13 protein-coding genes are annotated in these 19,675 nt (G+C 61.1%); 4 read left to right on the top strand and 9 right to left on the bottom strand.

The features are described from left to right. Positions 1-417: 417 nt before the first annotated feature. The 8 genes from WG78_RS22855 to WG78_RS22960 all read right to left on the bottom strand — a co-directional run bounded on the left by WG78_RS22855 (position 418) and on the right by WG78_RS22960 (position 12,417). Entirely contained in the window at positions 418-645 is a 228-nt protein-coding gene (locus WG78_RS22855; protein ID WP_053939190.1) for a hypothetical protein, read from the bottom strand. Positions 646-715: 70 nt separating this feature from the next. Then, positions 716-2,740, bottom strand: coding sequence for an exodeoxyribonuclease V subunit alpha (recD, locus tag WG78_RS17845; protein ID WP_083459328.1), 2,025 nt, complete (start codon positions 2,738-2,740; stop codon positions 716-718). After that, entirely contained in the window at positions 2,727-6,401 is a 3,675-nt protein-coding gene (gene recB / locus WG78_RS17840) for an exodeoxyribonuclease V subunit beta (protein ID WP_053939189.1), read from the bottom strand. Before recB ends, recD begins: the two co-directional genes overlap by 14 nt. Continuing rightward, a complete protein-coding gene (gene recC, locus WG78_RS17835) occupies positions 6,394-9,822 on the bottom strand; it encodes an exodeoxyribonuclease V subunit gamma (protein ID WP_053939188.1) in 3,429 nt (1,142 codons plus the stop codon). The genes recB and recC overlap by 8 nt, the downstream gene beginning before the upstream one ends. Before the next feature lie 162 nt (positions 9,823-9,984). Further along, positions 9,985-10,278, bottom strand: coding sequence for a hypothetical protein (locus WG78_RS17830; protein ID WP_152969282.1), 294 nt, complete (start codon positions 10,276-10,278; stop codon positions 9,985-9,987). After that, positions 10,275-10,997 (bottom strand): peptidoglycan recognition protein family protein, encoded by a 723-nt coding sequence (locus tag WG78_RS17825; RefSeq protein ID WP_053939186.1) that lies wholly within the window; start codon positions 10,995-10,997, stop codon positions 10,275-10,277. Before WG78_RS17825 ends, WG78_RS17830 begins: the two co-directional genes overlap by 4 nt. Next, a complete protein-coding gene (locus WG78_RS22220; protein ID WP_083459326.1) occupies positions 10,990-11,565 on the bottom strand; it encodes a PAAR domain-containing protein in 576 nt (191 codons plus the stop codon). The genes WG78_RS17825 and WG78_RS22220 overlap by 8 nt, the downstream gene beginning before the upstream one ends. A 249-nt stretch (positions 11,566-11,814) precedes the next feature. Continuing rightward, positions 11,815-12,417, bottom strand: coding sequence for a discoidin domain-containing protein (locus tag WG78_RS22960; RefSeq protein ID WP_053939183.1), 603 nt, complete (start codon positions 12,415-12,417; stop codon positions 11,815-11,817). A gap of 466 nt (positions 12,418-12,883) precedes the next feature. Here WG78_RS22960 and WG78_RS17805 point away from each other — a divergent pair, with 466 nt between their 5' ends. Both WG78_RS17805 and WG78_RS17800 read left to right on the top strand, forming a co-directional pair. Further along, positions 12,884-13,501, top strand: coding sequence for a flavin reductase family protein (locus tag WG78_RS17805; protein ID WP_053939182.1), 618 nt, complete (start codon positions 12,884-12,886; stop codon positions 13,499-13,501). A 114-nt stretch (positions 13,502-13,615) separates the two neighbouring features. Beyond that, positions 13,616-15,028, top strand: a complete 1,413-nt coding sequence (locus WG78_RS17800; RefSeq protein WP_152969281.1) for a tetratricopeptide repeat protein — start codon at positions 13,616-13,618, stop codon at positions 15,026-15,028. A 94-nt stretch (positions 15,029-15,122) separates the two neighbouring features. Here WG78_RS17800 and pulA read toward each other — a convergent pair whose 3' ends face one another. Then, positions 15,123-18,203 (bottom strand): pullulanase-type alpha-1,6-glucosidase, encoded by a 3,081-nt coding sequence (gene pulA / locus WG78_RS17795; protein ID WP_053939180.1) that lies wholly within the window; start codon positions 18,201-18,203, stop codon positions 15,123-15,125. 224 nt (positions 18,204-18,427) lie between these two features. Between pulA and WG78_RS17790 the strand changes: the two genes are divergently transcribed. Beyond that, on the top strand, positions 18,428-18,736 hold the full coding sequence (locus WG78_RS17790) for a DUF1272 domain-containing protein (protein ID WP_053939179.1): 309 nt from the start codon (positions 18,428-18,430) through the stop codon (positions 18,734-18,736). A gap of 313 nt (positions 18,737-19,049) precedes the next feature. Beyond that, positions 19,050-19,595 carry a glutathione peroxidase gene (locus WG78_RS17785; protein WP_053939178.1) on the top strand — a complete coding sequence of 182 codons (546 nt, stop codon included), beginning with the start codon at positions 19,050-19,052 and terminating at the stop codon, positions 19,593-19,595. The last annotated feature ends 80 nt before the right edge of the window (positions 19,596-19,675 follow it).

Here is a 19,675-nt window from a genome sequence, read left to right as displayed (position 1 = left end):
TTGCACCTTAGGGTGGCGGCGTGTGGATGGATGGTTACACCCGGCCTTGGTTGCGTTGGTGGCGTGCGGGCTTTGGGCAAAAAAATAGCCCGCCAGATTGCTCGGGCGGGCCAACAACAAACACAAACACGGAGATTCGCGCGCCGTGTGGCGCGCAGACCGTAGATTGCCTAAATGCACACGTGGCGATAACCAGGACGGCTCCTGGTGAGGGTGCTTACTGGGCGGGCGTGAACGGTGAGGCGGTTTGCGTTGCGGTGATGGTGTTGCACATGGGGGGGGCCAGACGTTTCCAGGCGTTTCTGTTTAGAACCGACTTCCGGGGGCCGGGAAGGGGGCGCGGGCGGTTGCGTGTTGCTGGGTGGCTTTGTGTGGTGGGTCTTGACCCACCCTATGCGTGGGCGGATTACGGGGCGTTCAGTGGGTTGCGGCAAAAACCAAAACGGGAGCGTTTGTTAAAAACGCTCCCGTTTTGGTTTTCGAACCCCCCTTTTTAAAATCCGCCTGGGCCAGTTCGCGTTTGAGGGCCTGGCGGGCGTCGCGGCGTTTGGTCTTTTCGGTTTTTTCATGGGCGCCTGCTTTGCGCAGGCTGGCGGCGACGGCAAACGGATTGCGCGGCACCAGCGTTTTATCACGCGTTTTCATGGTGTTACTCCGGGTTGATGGGGCAATAGATCGACAGCGCGACGGATTGTAGCACCGTCGCGCCCGGCCATTAATGGGGTCTCTGTAACGCTTGTTCAAGTCCGCTGGCGCGGCGCGTGCGATGGGTGACCGCGGCGCTGAAGACGCGGGCGTCCGCGCTCACCAGAGTAAAGTGCAGCCGCGCGCGGGTGATACCGGTATAGATCAGCTCGCGCGTCAGAATCTGGCTGCCTTCATCGGGCAGCGCCAGCACCGTGTGCTCAAATTCGGAGCCTTGCGATTTGTGCACCGTCATCGCAAACGCGGTTTCCACATCGGCCAGGCGGCTGGCCAGCACCGAGCGCACCAGGTCACCTTCCAGAAAATACACACGCAGCGCTTCGTTGCGGCCCGGCGCGGGCAGGGCGATGCCGATGTCGCCGTTAAACACGCCGGTGGCGTAATCGTTGCGCGTAATCATCACCGGCCGGCCGGCGTACCATTCGCCGCGTTTGCGCAACCAACCACGTTCCACCAAAGCGCCTTCGATGGCGCCATTGAGCCCGGACACGCCCCATTCACCATCGCGCAATGCACACAGCACTCGCATGCGGTCAAAGGCGGTGAGGATCTGGCGCGCCCATTCGTCGTGGCTGGCGTGGGCGGTGGGGCCCGCGTTCAGCACGTCCAGATAGCTGCGATAGCCACCCGGTGCGCCGTCGCGGCCTTGCAACGCCAGGTTGACTACGGCGGTGGGCCGGGCGTGGTTGGTCCAGCCGATTTCGCCTTCGTTAGGCGCTTGCAGAATATGCAGTGCGCCGCTGGCGTCGCCGGCATTCACCGCACGTGCCAGTTCACCAATCGGGCCGGAGAAACGGCGGCTGACGCGCAACATCGCCGTGTGTTGCGCCAGCGCGCTGCCGTGGCCTTGCCATTGCACATCCAGCTGCTGGCCGGTGGCGGCGGCAATCCATTGCATTGTTTGCGGCGTATAGGCGGCGGCTTCGGCTTCGCGGCACAAATCGCCCAGCACCGCACCGGCCTCGACCGATGCCAGCTGGTCTTTGTCGCCCAGCAAAATCAGCGTGGTATGCGGCTGTAGCGCATCAAGCAGCGCCGCCATCATTTCCAGGTGGATCATCGAGGCTTCGTCAACGATCAGCACATCGATATCGAGTGGATTGCCGGCGTGGTGTTGCAGCTTGCGCGTATCGGGCCGAGCGCCCAGCAAGGCATGCAAAGTGCGCGCCGCGCCCATGCGCGTGGCCAATTCAGTCAGCGCCAGACCGGGCAATTGTTGCTGCAGGCCAGCCAGGGCTTTGTCGATCGATTGCTTGAGCCGCGCCGCCGCCTTGCCGGTGGGAGCCGCCAGCGCGATACGCAGACGGTCGGCCGCGCCTTGTTGCGCGGCGTTGGCAAACAGCAGCGCCAACAGCCGCGCCACCGTATAGGTTTTGCCCGTGCCGGGGCCGCCGGTAATCACACTAAAACGGCCGCGCGCCGCCAGTGCGCAGGCGATTTTCTGCCAGTCTTGCGTATCGCTCTGGCCAAACAAACGGTCCAGCAAGGGCCGCAACGTCGCTGCATCTGCGGTTTCGTCGGCGCCACCCACGCGCGCCAGAATCTGGCTGGCCACGCGCTGTTCGTAATCAAAATAGCGCCGTAGATACAGGCGGCCATCCAGCAACACCAGGGGTGGCATGGCGTCGAGAGCCGCGCTGGCGGTGACCACGGCACTGGCGCGCAACGCGTGCAGCCAGTCGTGCGTGCTGCTGGCCAGTTGCCGCAGCGTCTGCAGCAGGGCAGTCAGGCCGTCGCTGGGCCAGTTCAGCAAGGTGTGCGGTTCGGTCAGCAAGTCCGCCAGCACCAGGCAACTGTGGCCGCGACCTTCCATATGCGCCACCAGCGCGCTGGCCAGTATCAGTTCGGGTGCGGCGCTGGGGTCTAGTTCGGCCATAAAGCGGGCGAAGGCCAGATCGAGCCGACGCAACCAGCCTGCTTCGGTCCAGCTTTGCAATTCGAGCAGTAGCGCGGGCACGGTCAGTTGCGGCGCGGGCGGCAAGCTGTCAAACAGATCGCCGCTTAAGGTATCGGCGTGTGATTTACGCTGGCTCATGGTCTTTAAGGCTGGCGTCCAGCGTGTTGATCAGTTGCGGATGCGCGGGCAACACATAACAGCCCGCTTCGGGGCCGTTGATGCCGCGCAAGAAAAAGTAGACCGCGCCGCCCAGATGCTGCGCGGGGTTGTAATGCTCGCCCAGGCGTTGTTGCAGCAGCCGATGTAGCGCCAGCAAATACAGCGTGCCTTGCACGTCGTAACGATGTTCGGCCATGGCGGCGGCCAGACGGCCCTCGCTGTAATCGGCATCGCGCACGCCCAGCGCATTGGATTTGTAATCCACCAGCCAATAGCGGCCTTCGTGTTCAAACACCAGATCGACATAGCCTTTCACCATGCCGCGTAAAGTACGCGCGGCCAGGATGGGGCGTGGTTGTTCCGGCAACAGATATTGGCGGCACAAGGCGTCGATGCGCGTGCTCAACAGTTCGGCGGTGGGAAACCAGAACTCCATTTCCGCCAGCGTTTGCTTTGGCGGCAATTGCGCCAGCGCAATGCCCAACGGTTGCAACGGCGTGAGCGCAATCGCTCGCAGCCATTCGATCACATCGGCTTCGCGGTTGCTCCAGCCCACGCGTTTGCAGCGCGCGGCCATGGCGGTGGCGAAATCCTCGGTGGCGGCATAGTCAAAACCCTGGCGCGCCAGCCATTCCAGCTGGTCGTGCAGCAAGGTGCCGGGCAGTGGGCCGCGCGGAAAGCGATGCCACGCGGCCTGGTCGGTGTGGCGGACCGGGGTTTCGTCGGGGGTTTCCTGCAGCGTATCGTCGCGCGCGCTGGTGGCGGCTTCGATGCCCTCGGCGCGCAGGTCGCGGATCAGCGAGGAGAAACTGGCGATGCTCCAGTCCTGATCAATAGTGCCGACATAATGCGGCGCGGGCGGCAGCGCGGGCGCTTGCTCACGTGCCTGCAACCGGGTAAACGGCGGTGGCTCGTCGGCAATCGGCAGCAGCGCCAGCGGCGGCGTTCCGGCTTGCAACGTGGCCAACGCAAGCGGCAAATCGGCTTCGGACACCGGGCTGCCGCCGCCCAGCAAATAGCCGAGCGCGCTTTTATCCAGCAAAGGTTTCGGGCTTTGGCCCGCATAGGTGACGGCCACGCCCAGCCACATGGCATGGCGCGCGCGGGTGACGGCCACATACAGCAGGCGCAAATCTTCTTGCAAACGCGCGGCATCGGCGCGGCGCAGGGCTTCGTCGCTCAGGTCAAACGACACCTGGCGCTGGCCTGCCTCATCCAGATATTCGATTACGCTGGCGCCACGGCGATCCACCGCGCGGTAGCTGTGCGCAAACGGCAGAAACACCAGCGGGTATTCCAGGCCTTTGGATTTATGCACGGTAACGATCTGCACCAGCTCGGCATCGCTTTCCAGCCGCACGATGCGCTCGTCGCCGCTGTCGCCGTCACCGGCAATCTGTTCGGCCAGCCAGCGGATCAGCGCTTGTTCGCCATCCAGGCGCTGGCTGGCGCTTTGCAACAATTCGGCCAGATGCAGCAGATTGGTCAGCGCACGTTCGCCGCCGGTTTGCGCCAGCAGGCGCGCGGGCAAATCCAGCAGGTGCAACCATTGCCGCAGCATGGCCAGCACGCCCTGGCGCTGCCAGGCCAGATGCAGCGATTTCATCTGTTCGATGCGCGCATCCCACGCCAGATCGTCTTGCGCCAAGGCTTCGAGTTCGGACAAAGCCAGTCCGGCGGTGGCTGTCGCCCACGCTGCGCGCGCGGCATGCGCATCCAGCGGCGCGGCAATGGCGGTAAGCCAGCGCAGGATATCGATGGATTGCTGGCTTTCGAACACCGAGTCCTTATCCGACAAATACACGCTGGGCACGCCGCGCCGTTGCAAGGCGCGCCGCACCAGCGCGGCCTCGTTGCCGTTGCGCACCAGCACCGCCAGATCAGCCGGTTGCAGGCGCTGGAACTGGCCGTCGGCGTGGGCGAAACCGACGGCGGGGTCATTCAGCAACGTCACCATTTGTTCGGCGCATAAATCAGCGTAGCGGCGCGGCGTTTCTTTGCTGCTTAACAGCGCGGTGCTGTAGGCAAAGGTCAGCGCGGGCAAGGCGCCGTCGCACCCGACCAGCACTTCGCTGCGGCCTTGCGCATCAACGCGATCAAACGGCAGCGGATTGTCGCTGAGCAAATCGGTGCGAAAGCGGAATGCGCCCGCAGGCCAGTTGCTTTCGGCGTAATGAAACAGCCGGTTAGCCGCAGCCACCAGGCCTTCGGCCGAGCGGAAATTGCGTGTCAGCACATAGTGGCGGCCCGCAGTGGCGCGCCGTGCCGACAGATAGCTGTGGATGTCCGCGCCGCGAAAACCGTAGATCGACTGTTTGGGATCGCCAATCAAGAACAAACCGGTCTGCGCATCGTTGTCGGCCACGCGATACAGCGCATCAAAAATGCGGTACTGCAGCGGCGAGGTATCCTGGAATTCATCGATCAACGCCACCGGATATTGCTTGATGATTTGCGCGCGCAAGGCCACGCCATTGCCGCCCCGCAATGCGGCATCCAGCCGCCGCAACATGTCTTCAAAACCAAAGGTGCCAGCCTGTTTCTTAAGCTGCTGCATGCGCTGTTCAATCCAGTCGGCGGCGTGTAGCAACCAGCCCGCTTGCAGGTCGGACAGGCGCGCGACGGCATCCAGCCAGCGTTCAATGGCGTGGCAGGCGGGATGATCGAGCGCGGAGGTATCCGCCGTCTGGCCCGCCTTGCTCAAGCTGCGATGCGTGGGCGTAAGTTTGCGCAGCCAGTCGCTGGTTTTTTCGTGGTTAAGCACGCCGGTTTCCGCCCAGACGCGGATGCTGTCCATGCGCATTTCAAACGGGGTGGTTTTGTGGTTGTACGACACGGTGGCCAGCCAGCCGTTTTCACGCGCGGCAAACCACGCGCGCGTTAACGCATCGGCATGGGCGCACCAGCTGTCGCGGGCGGCTTGCAGCAATTGCGCGACGTGCGCGGCCTGCGTGCTCAACGCATTAAAGAAATCAGCGTCGCCCTGGGCGCGATCATTCAGCCGCAATACCGACTGCATCTTGCGCGCCAGTTGCGCCGGGCTGCGCGCGATGTTGAGGATCATCTCCAGACCCGCGGCATCCAGCCGGTACACATGTTCGCGCCAGTAATCGCGCGTGGCGTCCAGCAGCAGCTCGGATTCGTCCTGCACCAGTTGTTCGTTGAACAGACTGCCGCTATCGAAAGCGTGCTCGCGCAGCATGCGCTGGCACCACGCGTCGATGGTAAACACGGCCGCTTCATCCATGCCTTGCGCGGCCAACGCCAGGCGCAAGGCGGCTTGTTTGCGCGCGTGCTCGTCAGGCCACGCGGCCAGCAAATCGCGCAAAAAGCCATCGTGCGCGGCCGGTTCGGCTTCACCGCGAAAACAACGCGCCGCTTCCACCAGCCGCGCGCGGATGCGGTCCGACAGTTCGCGCGTGGCGGCGCGGGTAAACGTCATCACCAGAATTTCGGCCGGGATCAACGGGCGCACAAAGCCGTTGTCGTCACCATGGCCCAGCACCAGCCGCACATACAAGGCAGCGATGGTCCAGGTTTTGCCGGTGCCCGCGCTGGCTTCGATCAAACGGCTGCCCCACAGCGGAAAGGTGCCGGGGTCCAGCGCCTGGGCGGTCGGTTGGGATGGCGCTTCAGACATCGGCGGTTTCCTCATCGTGGGCGCTGCTGTGCAGGGTGACTTGTACGCGTTCGCTCAGCCAGCGTTCCAGCGGGCCGTACAGAGCTTCGGCCAGCTCGGCAAAGCGGCCATCGGCGGTCAGCGCGGCGTAGTCGGGATAGGTGCGTGCCAGGCACGGTTCGGCGTTTTCGCCTTGCGTAACATGCGTGCCTTCGTACGCGCCGATGGCGTCGGCGGTGGCCTGGGTCAGAAACGCGAGCGCGGTGCGACACGCCACCGGCAACGGCGCATTCATGCCCGCCAGCCACAGTGTCAACAGGTCTTGTAATGCGGCTTGCGCGTCGGCGCGCTCGGGTTGGCCCAAGGTCAGCGTGGCATCACGCGCCACCACGATGCCCATCACTGGATGCCCGCATGCACTGGCGACCAGTTGGCGCAGCCAGGCCAACAGCAATTTATCGGCGCGCGGCTGGCCTTGCTTGTCGCATAACGTGCCCGACAACAGCTGCAGCCAGGCGCGTTGCTGGCCCTGTTGGCGCAGACCATCCAACCAGTCTTCCAGCGTCAAACCATCGTGTTCAAAGTGCAGCAATTGTTTGCTGCCGGCGTTGGGCCAGGCGGCGATCTGGCTTACCCATTGTTGCCACACCGGCGTGACTTGCGCGGCCAGTTGCGCGGTTTCGCGCTGGCCCAGCGGCCCGATTGGCAAACGGCCACTGCGCGCAATGCGGGCCGCGGCGGCGTCGATATTGTCGGCCAATGGCGCGGTGCTGGCGGGGTCGAGATGCGCCAGCAACTCGCTGACCAGCTGATATTGTTCCAGCCCATTCAGTGCAAACGGTTCTTCGTCTTCGCTGGCCAGATCGGCATCGGCAAACACCACGTCCAGCCGCTGCCGGAAAAAGCTTTTGACCGGGTTTTGCAGAAAGCGCGCCAGTAGCGTCAGCGCCAGGCGGAAATCGGCGGCGGGCAGCCAGTCGCTGCTGGCGCTGGCGGTGGCAACGGGGGCGATTGCTTCATGCGCGGCTCGCCATTCGCGCGCCCAGGTAAACAACGCGCCGCCCTCAAAATAGCGGCGGCTGAATGGCTGCAGCGGGTGTTCGATGGTGAGCGCGTGCAGCGTGGTTTCGCCCCAACCGGCGGCAATGTAATCGCGCAATTGCGCCACCAACACCGACGGTGGTTGTTCGCTGTTATCGCGTGGATTGCGCCCGGCGTAGCTGATGTACAACTGGTCGCGCGCGGCCAGCATGGCCTCCAGCAACAAATAGCGATCATCGTCGCGGCGCGAACGATCGCCGGGCCGGTACAAACCCGCCAGCAAATCAAAGTCGTTGCGATTGGCGCGGCGCGGATAGTCGCCGTCGTTCATGCCCAGCAAACACACAATCCGGAACGGAATGGCGCGCATCGGCATCAGCGTGCAAAACGTCACGCCACCGGCCATAAAGCGCTGGTTAAGCGTGGGTTCGTCCAGATGGCCCAGCCAGGCTTCACGCAATACCGGCAGCGTAACGGCTTCGTCGAAATCGGCGATGTCGCAGGCTTCCAGCCACTGTTGCAGCGCGGTTTCCAGCGCAATCACGGTCAGGCGTTCGGCTTCGGAGCGCGGATCAAACATTTGCTCCAGCAAGGCGCGGCCACGCTCGCTCCAGACGGCGGGGTTGGCAGGCTGGCGCAGTTGCTCGCTCCAGCTTTGCAGTTGCTCCACCACGGCCGCCAGCGAGCCCGCCAGCGCGGCGTCCAGCCCACCCACTTCGCCATACGGTTCGATGCCGGCAAAGGTGGCGCCATCGCCGCTGGCATAGCCCAGTAACATCCGGCGCAGGCCAAACAACCACGTGTTTTGCTCGCCACAGGCGGCCAGCTCCAGCTGCGCGCGTTGTTGCTGCGACAAGCCCCAGCGCACGCCCGCACCTTCCATCCATTGCGCCAATCGCGGCAGATCGGCCTCATGCAGACCAAAGCGGCGGGCGAGGGCGGGCACATCCAGCAGATCGCGCAGTTCGCTCAGGCGGCAACGTTGTTCGGGCAAGCGCAACAGCCATTCCATCGCCTTGAGCACCGGATTGACGTCGCGGTTTTTCTGGTCGGCAATGTGATACGGAATATGCCGCGCATCGCGTGCGCCGTATTGGCCGAACACGGCGCGAATGGCGGGGGCGAAGGTTTCGATATCGGGCACCATCACCACCACATCGCGCGGGGTTAGCGCGCTGCCTGACGCGGCAAAATGTTGTAGCAACTGGTCATGCAGAATCTCGACTTCGCGCTGCGCGCTGTGGCTGACCTGAAACACAATCGAGCGATCGCCAGCGGGCAGCGGTTCTGCGGCGGCGGGCAACGGTTCCAGATCGCGAATCTGGCCCTGAATGCGCGTCAGCAAGGGCAGCGGCGTGCCATGGGCGCGGGCGTCATCGGCTGGCTCGCTAAAGAAATCGATGCGGGTGTTAAAGCGTTCTTGCGCCGCCAACGCGTCGTCAAATTCATCGAGCATGCGCACAAAGTCGCGGCCCTGGCGGCCCCACGCCGCCAGCAGCGGATTGCTGTGCAAATGCATATCGGCCAGATCGACCTCGGCCAGGTTTTGCGCACCGCGCGCGGCATGGCGCTGGCGCGTGGCGCGCAGCAGATCGCGGCCTTCCATAATGTCGGCCCAATGAAACCGGCACGGATTGGGCACGGCCAGCATCACCTGCGCATGCCGGGCGAGCTCGGATAGCGCTTCCAGCGTTTGCTGCGGCAACGCCGAAATGCCAAACAACACCACGCGACGCGGCAACTCGCTCACAGGTTGCTCACCGGCCTGCATGGCGGCGACAAAACGCCGATGCACGCCGTCGCGGCCGGTGGCGCGCCACGGCGCCGGCACATCGTCCTGCAAAGTGCGCCACAGCGCGGCTTGCCAGCGCTGGCCTTCATCCAGCGCAATCACCGGGCCGGCGGCGGGGCGCATCACGTCGCGGCCCTGAGCCCAATCGGCCAGCCAATCGGCGCGATACACCTGGTACTGGTCGTACAAGTCGGCCAGCTTTTCCGCCAGTTGATAGCGGCGGCCGGGGTCGCCATCGGCCAGAAAATGCCGTAATGGCTCAAACCCCGGCTGTTGCAGCACGGTGGGCAACACGCGCATCAAACGCCACGCCAGCGGCGCTTTATCCAGTGGCGAAACCTGCGGCACCGCGCTGCGGCCCAACGCGGCGCGATAGCACTGCCATAAAAACTGCGACGGCAACTGCACGCGCGTGGCGGCGCAGATGCCGGTTTCCTGCGCCAACGACATCTTCAGCCATTCGGCGATGCTGTTGCTTTGCACCAGGAACACGGCTTCTTCCAGCGGCGCCAGCGGATAGCGCTTTAGCCACTCAAACACCGCGGCGCGCAGGTCTTCGAGACGGTTACCGTGCAAGACCAACAAGCCGGGCAGAATGGGGTTGGACATCGGGCGCTTTGGGTTCAGAAAAGTCAGAGCCGCAGTTTACCCGATCTGCCCGCGGGCACCGTGCGGGTTGGCAGGAAGAGGGTGGGGATAGTCCATAAAAAACAGCCGTGAAAGTCCGGCATACAAGTGATGCGCGTGGCACGTCTGCGCCAACCGGCGAGACTACATCGGCTGGCTGCCACAGCGCTGCAGGCTGGTATCGCTCGCGTCTTCAATACCCCATCGATATTTGCAGTATTCGATCAAATCACGCTTTTCTTTGGCATCCAGCAACGGCAGCGGCACGTCCTCGCCTTCATGCGCATAGGGATTGCGGAATTCGAGCTGGAATGTGGCGTGTTTCTTCCGGAAGAAGCGGGTCTTGAGTTCATCGTCAACGTATGCCTGGGTGTATCCGATAAACAGCACGCTGCCGATGATTGCAAGCAGCACGCAGATTGCTAAAAGTATTTTCATGATTGCGGTGCGGCCAGGCCCTTGGATTTTCTCAAGGATTTAATCAGAGATAGACCTGCGTTGCCGGGGCATATCTTCCCTTCTCCCAGCTGGCGAGGGAATTCACGGTGTCCTCCCAAAACCGAGATATGAAAAAATGTGGATAGAACATCAATCAGCATCGAAAGCGCTTTTCTCTGGTTTTCGGGGATTTCGATATTATCTTTATAACCCATTTTTTTTAAAAATACCCTCAGCCGTGAAATGCTATCTCCTCCCTCCTCCGGGGTGGACATGTTCTGCAAAAGGACGATGCCGATTACACCCGTATTATAATTATGCACGTGCTCGCCTTTGAATCTAATATCCCTACCCTCAAAAATATTTCCTGAACAATCAACCGCGTAATGATAGCCGATGTCATCCATGGAGTTTATGCTTTTATCCATCTGGAAGCGTTGAATCTCCTGGAGTTGCAGCGCCCCCGGACCGCACGCATAACTTCTTCCAGCATGATGAATAGCAATATTTTTATAATTCCAGTCGTCTTTCATCTTTTCCGACTTGTTTTTATGTGCTGCCCAATCAGATCGAGTTATAAAATTGCATCCATTGCGATTAAGCTGTTTGATGATCGCATCTCTTGTGGCTGCGCGATCGTTAACCGTAATTTCCAGAGGCGGAGATAACAAATAGTCCGTTGTAGCCTTGGCCACTGTCTTGATTTTTAAATCAGACATCGATCAGCCCCTTGGGCGACTGGAAAAGTACACGGATATCGATCATTTGACCTTCATCCACTTCCACGCATGCATAGCCGTCGATGTCACTAACGCCGAATTTCTCGACACCATCTATCGTTACGACATACGGGCGACGAACAAGCCTGGTTTTCGAAATGCTTTCGATCAGCAAAAACCTCAAACCTGAAGGTGGGTTCGACGGCGCTATGGGCATATCAGCATTTGCGCCGTCTAAATCGACGTGCACGGAAGAATAACCTTGCGCAATTAATTGCTCGGAAGTCATTTCATGCCACATGCTATTCATACTTGCAATAAGTTTATGAGGCTTTGGACAATTGCAGAAAACCAGATCGCCTTCCAATGCGTCTTGTCTGCCGTCGTAGATGCATTCGTGTCTCGGTCCGACGCAAACAATGCGGCCTATAGAATGGCAAGCAGGGCAAGTGCACGTGTCGCCTTCGCCAGCCAGAATTCGACCTTCATTTGTAAAGTTCAGACTGGCGCCAATTACCACTCCGCCGGACGTGGTCTTATCGCCTTGTACGATGTTATTTCTGATCATTCTTTTTCTCCAGAAATGCACATGAATAATCCGATTCCATGGCGCGCGATTTTTCTATTTCTGCGGAAGTAATGGGAACGGGCTTGAATCGATGGATTGGAGTGATATTAGATAATTCTGGCGAAAGTAGAATAGGTAATTTTTACTCTTATTTTAATTGGGTGTGTTTATGAATATCGAAATATCCGCAGAATTAAAAAAAAAAGGCCGCTTGCATAAGCGGCCGTTCGATTGCAGAGCTTGAAAACCTTAGCCTACGCTGCCATTGCGGCGGCGCATGCGGGCGGCCACCAGACCGACCAGGCCGAGGCCCATCAGCGCGTAGGTTTCGGGTTCCGGGATCGGTGCGGTGCCGCCGGTGCCGGTCTGGAAGGCCTGGAATTCCGAGACCGAGAAGTTGCCCAGGCCACCCGACGCGTAGATGCCGATGTAGCGCGCGGTAATCGAGTCGATGCTGCCCGAGTCCCACGTTTGCAGGCCGTTGCCGCCGGTGCCGTTGGCGACCCAGGCGGTGGTGAAGTTTAGCCCGCCGGTGGCGTATTTGATGGCGTAGTTGGCGTCGGCCGCGCCTTGCAGCACCAGATGGTTGAAGGTGGTGTTGGCGCCCAGGTCGATCACGATAAACGGATCGGTGGCGACGTTACCGGTCGATTTCCAGCTGGCGGCGTCGGCGTTCCACAGGGCGGGCGTGGACGAGAAAAAGCCGTCGGTGATGCTGCTGAGTGCAGCGCCGCCAAACTGGCCGATGCCGAATACCGATTTACCTTCTGCCACGTTGGTGGTGGCGGCCATGGCCGGTGCGGCGACGGCGGCGGTCAGGGCGGTGGCGATGAGCAGTTTCTTGATATGCATGTTTATGATCTCCGTTCGCTTTCAATTTATGAGGTTTGGCAAGTCTCATCCCGGGTGTGGGAGAAGCCCGTGAGTGCAGGCTTTGCGGCGATCATAACAGCGACTTAAGTCAGGCTTAAGAAAGTGGATGTCCTGCAAAATTGTAAGAGTTAATCAGTATTTTCTTATTTGCCTTTGCAATCCGTGTCGGACGGTTTCGCAATAAATTTTTATATAACAAGGGCTTGCAGGCGGCCATCTTTGTGGGAAATCCGGAACGCGGCGGCGTCGCGATGAACGGCAATATCAGCAGCTGCTTACGCGAATCAGTGAGGTGGGTCTCTAAGAAAGTGGCTGGCCCCGTGCTGTAACGGCCGCGCAAAAGCGGTAATGCGCGCTTGGGCGACGGGCAAATCAGCGGCCGCCGGGGTGGCCACGCAAGGCGGAGCGTGGTTTGATGCGGTTTTAAGAATTCCGGACCTTTGCCATGACCAACGCAGTGCATTTCTACGACCCGCGTGAGGGCCATAACCTGCCGCATGATCCGTTTAAAGCCATCCTTGCGCCGCGCGTGATTGGCTGGATTGCCAGCCGCAGCGCCAGCGGCCACGTCAACCTGGCGCCGTATAGTTTTTTTGGCGCATTCGCGACTTTTCCTCCGATTATTGGATTTTGTAGCGAAGGCTTTAAAGACAGCATTCGCAATATCGAAGAGACCGGCGAGTTTGTCTGGAACCTCACCAGCCGCGAGCTCGCTGCAGCGATGAACCAGACCTCAGCGCCGGTGGCGGCGGATGTGGATGAGTTCGAGCTGGCGGGCCTGGCCAAAGCGCCCGGGCGCAATGTCAACGTGCCGCATGTGGCGGCCGCGCCGGCCGCGCTGGAATGCAAACTGCTGCAGGTGGTGCGCTTGCATGATCTGGATGGCAAGCCGATGAATAACTGGCTGACGCTGGGTCAGGTGGTGGGCGTGCATATCCGCCAGGAGTATCTGAAAGACGGTTTGTTTGGCACGCACGCGGCGCAGCCGGTGATGCGCGCGGGCTATCAGGCGGACTACGCGCAGATCGGCGAAATGTTTCAGATGACCCGCCCTACCGCCTGAAACCCATACACGACCATACGTAAGACTTGGTGGAGTTGTCAGCTTTGTGATGGTATTGTAAGCCGCCTTGGCGTGGTCGGCCCTGATCACGCGGTCTGGAAAATCGGGATCATCATGCAACGCGCGCGATGGCTGTGGTCGGTGGGCTTTGCCAGCATGCTGCTGGCGACGCTGGCCTGCGCGCGTCCGCTGCCGCTGGTGATGGACCCGCCGCTGGATGCCGAGATGGCCGCCGCCGATGCGTTGCTGGCGCACGGCGATTATCCGCAAGCGTTAAATGCCTATCTGAGCCAGGCGGCGCGCGGCGACAACGTGGTGCGCGGTGCGGTGCTGAACCGGGTTGGCGAAATCTATGCGCATGGCCTGGGCGTGCGGCGCGATGATGGCGCGGCGATGGATTATTTTCAGAAAGCAGCCGTGCTGAACAATGTGTATGCGATGGCGCACCTGGGCCAGGCCTACTTTCTGGGCAATGGCACGCTGGTGGATCAGGACAAAGGCTATCTGTGGGCCGAGCGCGCCGCGCAGGCCGGCGTGCCGCTGGCGCTTAACCAGGTGGGCTGGCAAAACCTGTTTGGTGTGGGCATCCCCAAAGACACCGCAGTGGCGCGCAATGCGTATCTGATGAGCGCGCGCGCGGGCGATGCCACCGGCCAGCTGCAAACCGGCTGGATGTATACCCATATCGCACCGATTGATTATCGCCAGGCCATGGTCTGGTATCGCAAAGCGGCGGCGCAAGGCGATGCGCTGGCGATGGGCAATATCGGCTATCTGTATGAGCACGGCTTGGGCGTGCCGCAAGACGATGCGCAGGCGGTGCAATGGTATCGACCCGCTGCCCGCGCCGATAATGCGCGCGCGCAATTTCATCTGGGCAAATTGCTGTATCAGGGGCGGGGTGTGGCGCAGGCCGATGCGGTGGCGGGCGAGCGATTGATTAAACGTGCGGCGGCGCAAGGCGATGAAGAAGCGCAAGCGTGGCGCGCGCAACCGCAGATCGGCAGCGTGCGCGTGCTTGATTATGTGCAAGGCAAACTCAGCCCGACCGTGCGCGTGTTGTTATTGATATTGGCGCTGTTGCTGGCGTCGGTGGTGTATCGCACCGTGCGCGGCAAACCTTTATGGCCACGCAAACCACGTGGCGCTTTGTTTTTTGAGCGCATGGCCTCGGGCGGCAGCAACAGCAGCGTGCTTAGCCGGCTGGCGCGCGCGCACGGTTATTTATCAGTATCGGTTACGTGGGACGGCATCCGGGTGGAGCCGATGTTTCCGTTTAATTTGATGTTTGTGCCTGAATGCGGCGATCTCGAACATTTTGTGCCCAAGCGCGATGTGCAAAAGCTCAAGATCAAACGCGCGCGCCGCGGCAATAAAGTGGTGCTGATTTTTCGTGATGGCGCGCAAGAAGAACGTACGCTGGAACTGCGTTTGCGCCAGCCCGAACAATTTGCGCTGGCGGTGCGCGAAGCCTGGCGCGTGGAGCGCATCGAGCCGATGCAAGGTCCGCGCGGGGCAGTGGCTTAGCGCTTGCGGCGTCGCTGGTATTAAAAAAGCCGGCATCCCTTCATCAGGGATGCCGGCTTTGTTTTGCGCGCCAATCTAACCGCGCATTGCCACTTTACGGCGCGACAAACACCGCCACGCTGCGTGCCGGAATATTGATATTGCCACTGCCATCCAGCGTGGCCGCCTGCACCACCGTGTCCGCGCCGCTTTGCTGACGTGGGTGCAGCGTATAAGCGGGGCCCGCCAGTGTGGGGGCCGCGACGGTATGCGCTGCGATATCGGCGTTCACCGCGATCACCACATGGCTGTAGTTAGCGCCGCTATAACCGCTGCCATCGATATGCTCGATGATCACGCCGGGCACCTGGCTGGGGCCGGTGTTGACAAAGCTGACGCGCTGTTTGACGTCCGCGCCAGTGCGCAAACGGAACAACGTGGAGCTTTGGCGGATGGCCATAAAGTCGCGGAACACATCGCGCGCATTAACGATCTGCGCGTTGCCCATGCTGGCGGTGGCGTTGGTCAGGAACGGCTTCAGCGTATCCCAGCTGCCGCTGTTGTTGGCTGCGGGCGGCAGGCCTACGCCAAAGTTATTGGCCTGATAGCTCCAGTCCAGTTTGTTAAACCAGTCGCCCGAATCAAAGCTGTTACTGTCCAGCGATTTGGACCGCAGGATGTCTTGTCCGGCATGGATAAATGGAATGCCTTGCGACAGCAACAGCACGCCCGCGCCCAGGTTTTGCACCCGCACGCGCTGCGCGGCTGGGGTATCGGCCTTGAGCTTGAGCGTGTTGATGTCAAACAGCGTCTGGTTATCGTGCGCCTCGATGTAGTTGATGGTTTCCGGCGGATCTTGCGTATAGCCCGCGCCCATGCCGCTGTAATCCAGTGCATCGCCGCGTTTGCTGTTGCCGTCCTTGTCCACCAGCGTGTAATCGGCCAGCGTGGCGACCATGCCCAGGCGCACCAGATCGGCCAGATGCAGCAGATCATCTTTGCTCTGCGTGTTATTGCCGTTGGGGGCCAGATAGGCGCCATTGGCAAAACCCTGGTTCTGCGCCAATGCCGCGCCGCTGTCGCAACAACCACCGCCACGCACGGCATCGCGCATCCGGTCATTGAAGGAGCCGATGCCGGTGCCCGCCATATGCGCCTGACGTGCTTGCACAAAGAACGCGTCGTCTTGCACTTCACCAAAATTCCACGCTTCGCCGTAGTAATACAGCGGGCGCAGCGCGGCGGCGTCGACGGTAGCGCGCGCTTGTTGCATCACGGCCAGCGGAATATGGCCCATCAGATCGAAGCGAAAGCCATCCACCTTGTATTGCGCGGCCCAGGTGGCCAGCGAATCGATCATCAAGCGCGCCATCATGCGGTTTTCAGTGGCGGTATCGCTGCAGCACGTGGAGGTGTAGATCGCGCCGTTGCCATCCAGTCGATAGTAGTAACCGGGCACCACTTTATCGAGCACGGACGTGCTGTCTTGCCCCGCGGCGCTGGTGTGGTTGTACACCACGTCCATCACCACGCGCAGGCCGGCGGCATGCAACGCCTGCACCATCTGGCGGAACTCTTTAACCCGCACCGCGCCGTCGGCCGCGTTGCTGGCATAGCTGCCTTCAGGCGCGGTGTAGTGGTACGGATCGTAACCCCAGTTAAAGCAATCCTTGGCCGCGCTGGCGACCACGGCCGCTTGCTGGTCTTGCGAATCCGCAGCGGCGTTGGGGATGGTGGGATTGATACAACCGGCTTCGTCAATGCTGCTGATATCAAACAGCGGCAGCAAATGCACATGCGTGAGGCCAACCGCTTGCAGCGCGCGCAAATGCTGCATGCCATTGCTGTTGCTGTCGGTAAACGCCAGGTACTTGCCTTGATGCGCGGCGGGGACGGTGGCGTCGTTGATCGAGAAATCACGCAAATGCAGTTCGTACAGCGAGATATCGGCGTTGCTGGCCAGCGCGGGGATGGCTTGCGTATCCCAGTTGGCCGGTTTCAGCGCGGACGAGGCCAGATTGGCCACCATGCTGTGCTGGCTGTTGGTATCCAGCGAGAGCGAATACGGGTCTGTCACCGTATTGGTGATGCGCTTGTTGCCCGCGGCGCGGCTGAACACATTGACGTCGTAGGTGTAATACGCGGCGTTGGTCCATGCGGCCTGGCCGGTGGCTTGCCAGACACCGGAAGCGGCATCTTGCGTCATCGCCACCGTGGTGGCGCTGCCGCCCACCGGCGTGACATTGAGCGTGACCGACGTCGCGGTGGGGGCCCACAGCGCAAACGTCGGTGTGCCGTCACCCGCAAAGGTCAGGCCCAGTGGCGTTGCGGCGGCGGCATCGGCATACAGCGCGTCCAGTACCGGCGCAATCTGCACCGAAGTGGCTTGCACCACCTTGCCCGCGCTATCCAGCTGCACCGCCACCAGTTGGCCTTTGAGCCAGGTCTTGAGCGTGGCCGCATCCTGGCTGGCGAGCTTGAGTACCGTGGCCTTGCTCAGGTTGGGATGCGCGGCCAGCAACGTGGACGACAGCGCGCTGCCGTCGGCGGTCAGGTCAACGCTGGCGGACGCGCCGGTAACGCCATTGGCGTCGGCGCTGATGCCGCCATCGGCCGCGTAATACAACTTGTAGCTGGCGCTGGTGGGGGCGTCGGCCCAGACCAGCGTTTGCGCATCCAGCCAGATGGCGCTGGCTGCGCTGAGATTGCCTGGCGGGATGGCCGGTTGCGTGGCGTAGATGGTGCAGTCGCCTTGCAGCAACCAGATCTCCTGGCCTTTGCTGGCGATGGTGCTGGCCAGCTGCGCCACCTGGTCGCTGCCACAGTTTTTATCGCCGTTACCGTTGATGATCAGGAAATCCATCTCGGTATTGCTGGTGTCGAGCGCGACGTCGGCATAGCCGCCAAATGCATCGGTACTGGCAAACTTAATGCGGTCATCCGGGTATTTGGCGGTCGGGACTTTGGGGCCTTTCCAGCTATATACGCCCCAGTCGGCGGTGTCGTTCTGGGTGCGATGGTAGTGCACGCGCATCGTGGCTGCCGCAACCGGTGGCGTGGTGCTGCCTCCGCCTGTGCCGCCACCGGCGCTACCCCCACCATCCGTATCGTTGTCATTGCCGGTGCCACACGCTGCCAGCAGCGCTGTGGTACACAGCGCGGCAAGCAGGCCGCGCCATCCATGGCTGAATTGCATTGCAGAATCTCCTCAGTCGACTGTGTTTCCATCCGTGTTTATGGCCTGCGGTTGGGTATGTAGCTTTTTATGACAAACTACCAAACCGGTTTGGAACGTAGACCTGAGTAAGCAAGGTGTCAATCAACATCGATTTTGCAGGGCAGCATTTGACGCTAATCTGGCGCGAGCAGCGGGGCGGACCCGGCTATGCTGTGGCTTTTGCCCATTGTGAGAACGCACGCATGCTGGAACTGCGCCCCACCTGCGAACACTGCCGCAAAGCGTTACCCCCTGTGGCGACCGATGCGCTGATCTGTTCGTTTGAATGCACGTTCTGCGCAGATTGCGTGCGCGACGTATTGCATAACGTGTGCCCTAATTGCGGCGGCGGCTTTGCACCACGCCCGATCCGGCCGCAACGCGACTGGCATGACGGCAATAATCTGGCGCATCACCCCGCGAGCACGCGCGAGGTGTACCGCCCGGTAGATGCCACCGCGCACGCGCAGCTGGTGGCAACACAAGCAGGCCTACCCCCGGAGCAACGATGACGCATAGGGTGGGTCACGACCCACCACCCAAAGCCATAACTTGAAACACGGCACTCCGCGATCCCACTTGGGTTGGCGCGTTTAACTGCCGTTGAGCGCGAAGACTTGAACAGATGGTGCTTTGCGATGCCACTTTGAATGGCGATCAAGACGGCCCCACCCATTGCAGCCGAAAAGTCCATTTATATTGTGCGCAATATAATTGACGAAGCGGCCGGTACAGGCGCACCATGCGCAGCACCGATCCGCGTCCCTGCACCCCATAACCCACAGACGCGGACATCCTCCAACCTGCCTCAACCGGAGTATTGAAATGTCTGCATCCGTTTACCAGATCCCCGTCAACAAAGGCGATGGCACCGCCACCTCGCTGGCCGCTTATCAAGGCAAAGTGCTGCTGGTGGTTAACGTGGCGTCGCAATGCGGCCTGACCCCGCAATACGAAGGCCTGGAAAAGCTGTATGAAAACAAACGCGCCGACGGCCTGGAAGTGCTGGCTTTTCCCGCCAACAACTTTGGCGCGCAAGAGCCGGGCACGGATGCTGAAATCGCTTCGTTTTGCAGCACCAACTACAACGTGCAGTTTCCGCTGTTTGCCAAGATCAGCGTGAAAGGCGAAGACCAGCATCCGCTGTACAGCGCACTGGTAGAAGCGCAGCCGGCCGCCGTTAACGAAGGCCCGATGCGCGAAAAGCTGAAAGGCTATGGTTTTGAGAGCGACGACAAAACCGCCGTGCTGTGGAATTTCGAGAAATTCTTGATCAGCCGCGACGGTCAGGTGGTGGAGCGCTTTGCGCCGGACGTGACGCCGGACGACGCCCGCCTGGTGGCTGCCATCGAGCGCGAACTGGCGCGCTAAGCCGGACGTGATTGCGGCCGCAGTCGCAACAAAGACAAAAGGGCGCTACCCGAACGGGTAACGCCCTCTTTGTTGCAACC

The organism is Amantichitinum ursilacus (genome assembly GCF_001294205.1).
GTDB classification, from domain to species: domain Bacteria; phylum Pseudomonadota; class Gammaproteobacteria; order Burkholderiales; family Chitinibacteraceae; genus Amantichitinum; species Amantichitinum ursilacus.
Note: the sequence above shows the minus strand (reverse complement) of the source record. Positions and strands in the feature narration are given on the sequence as shown.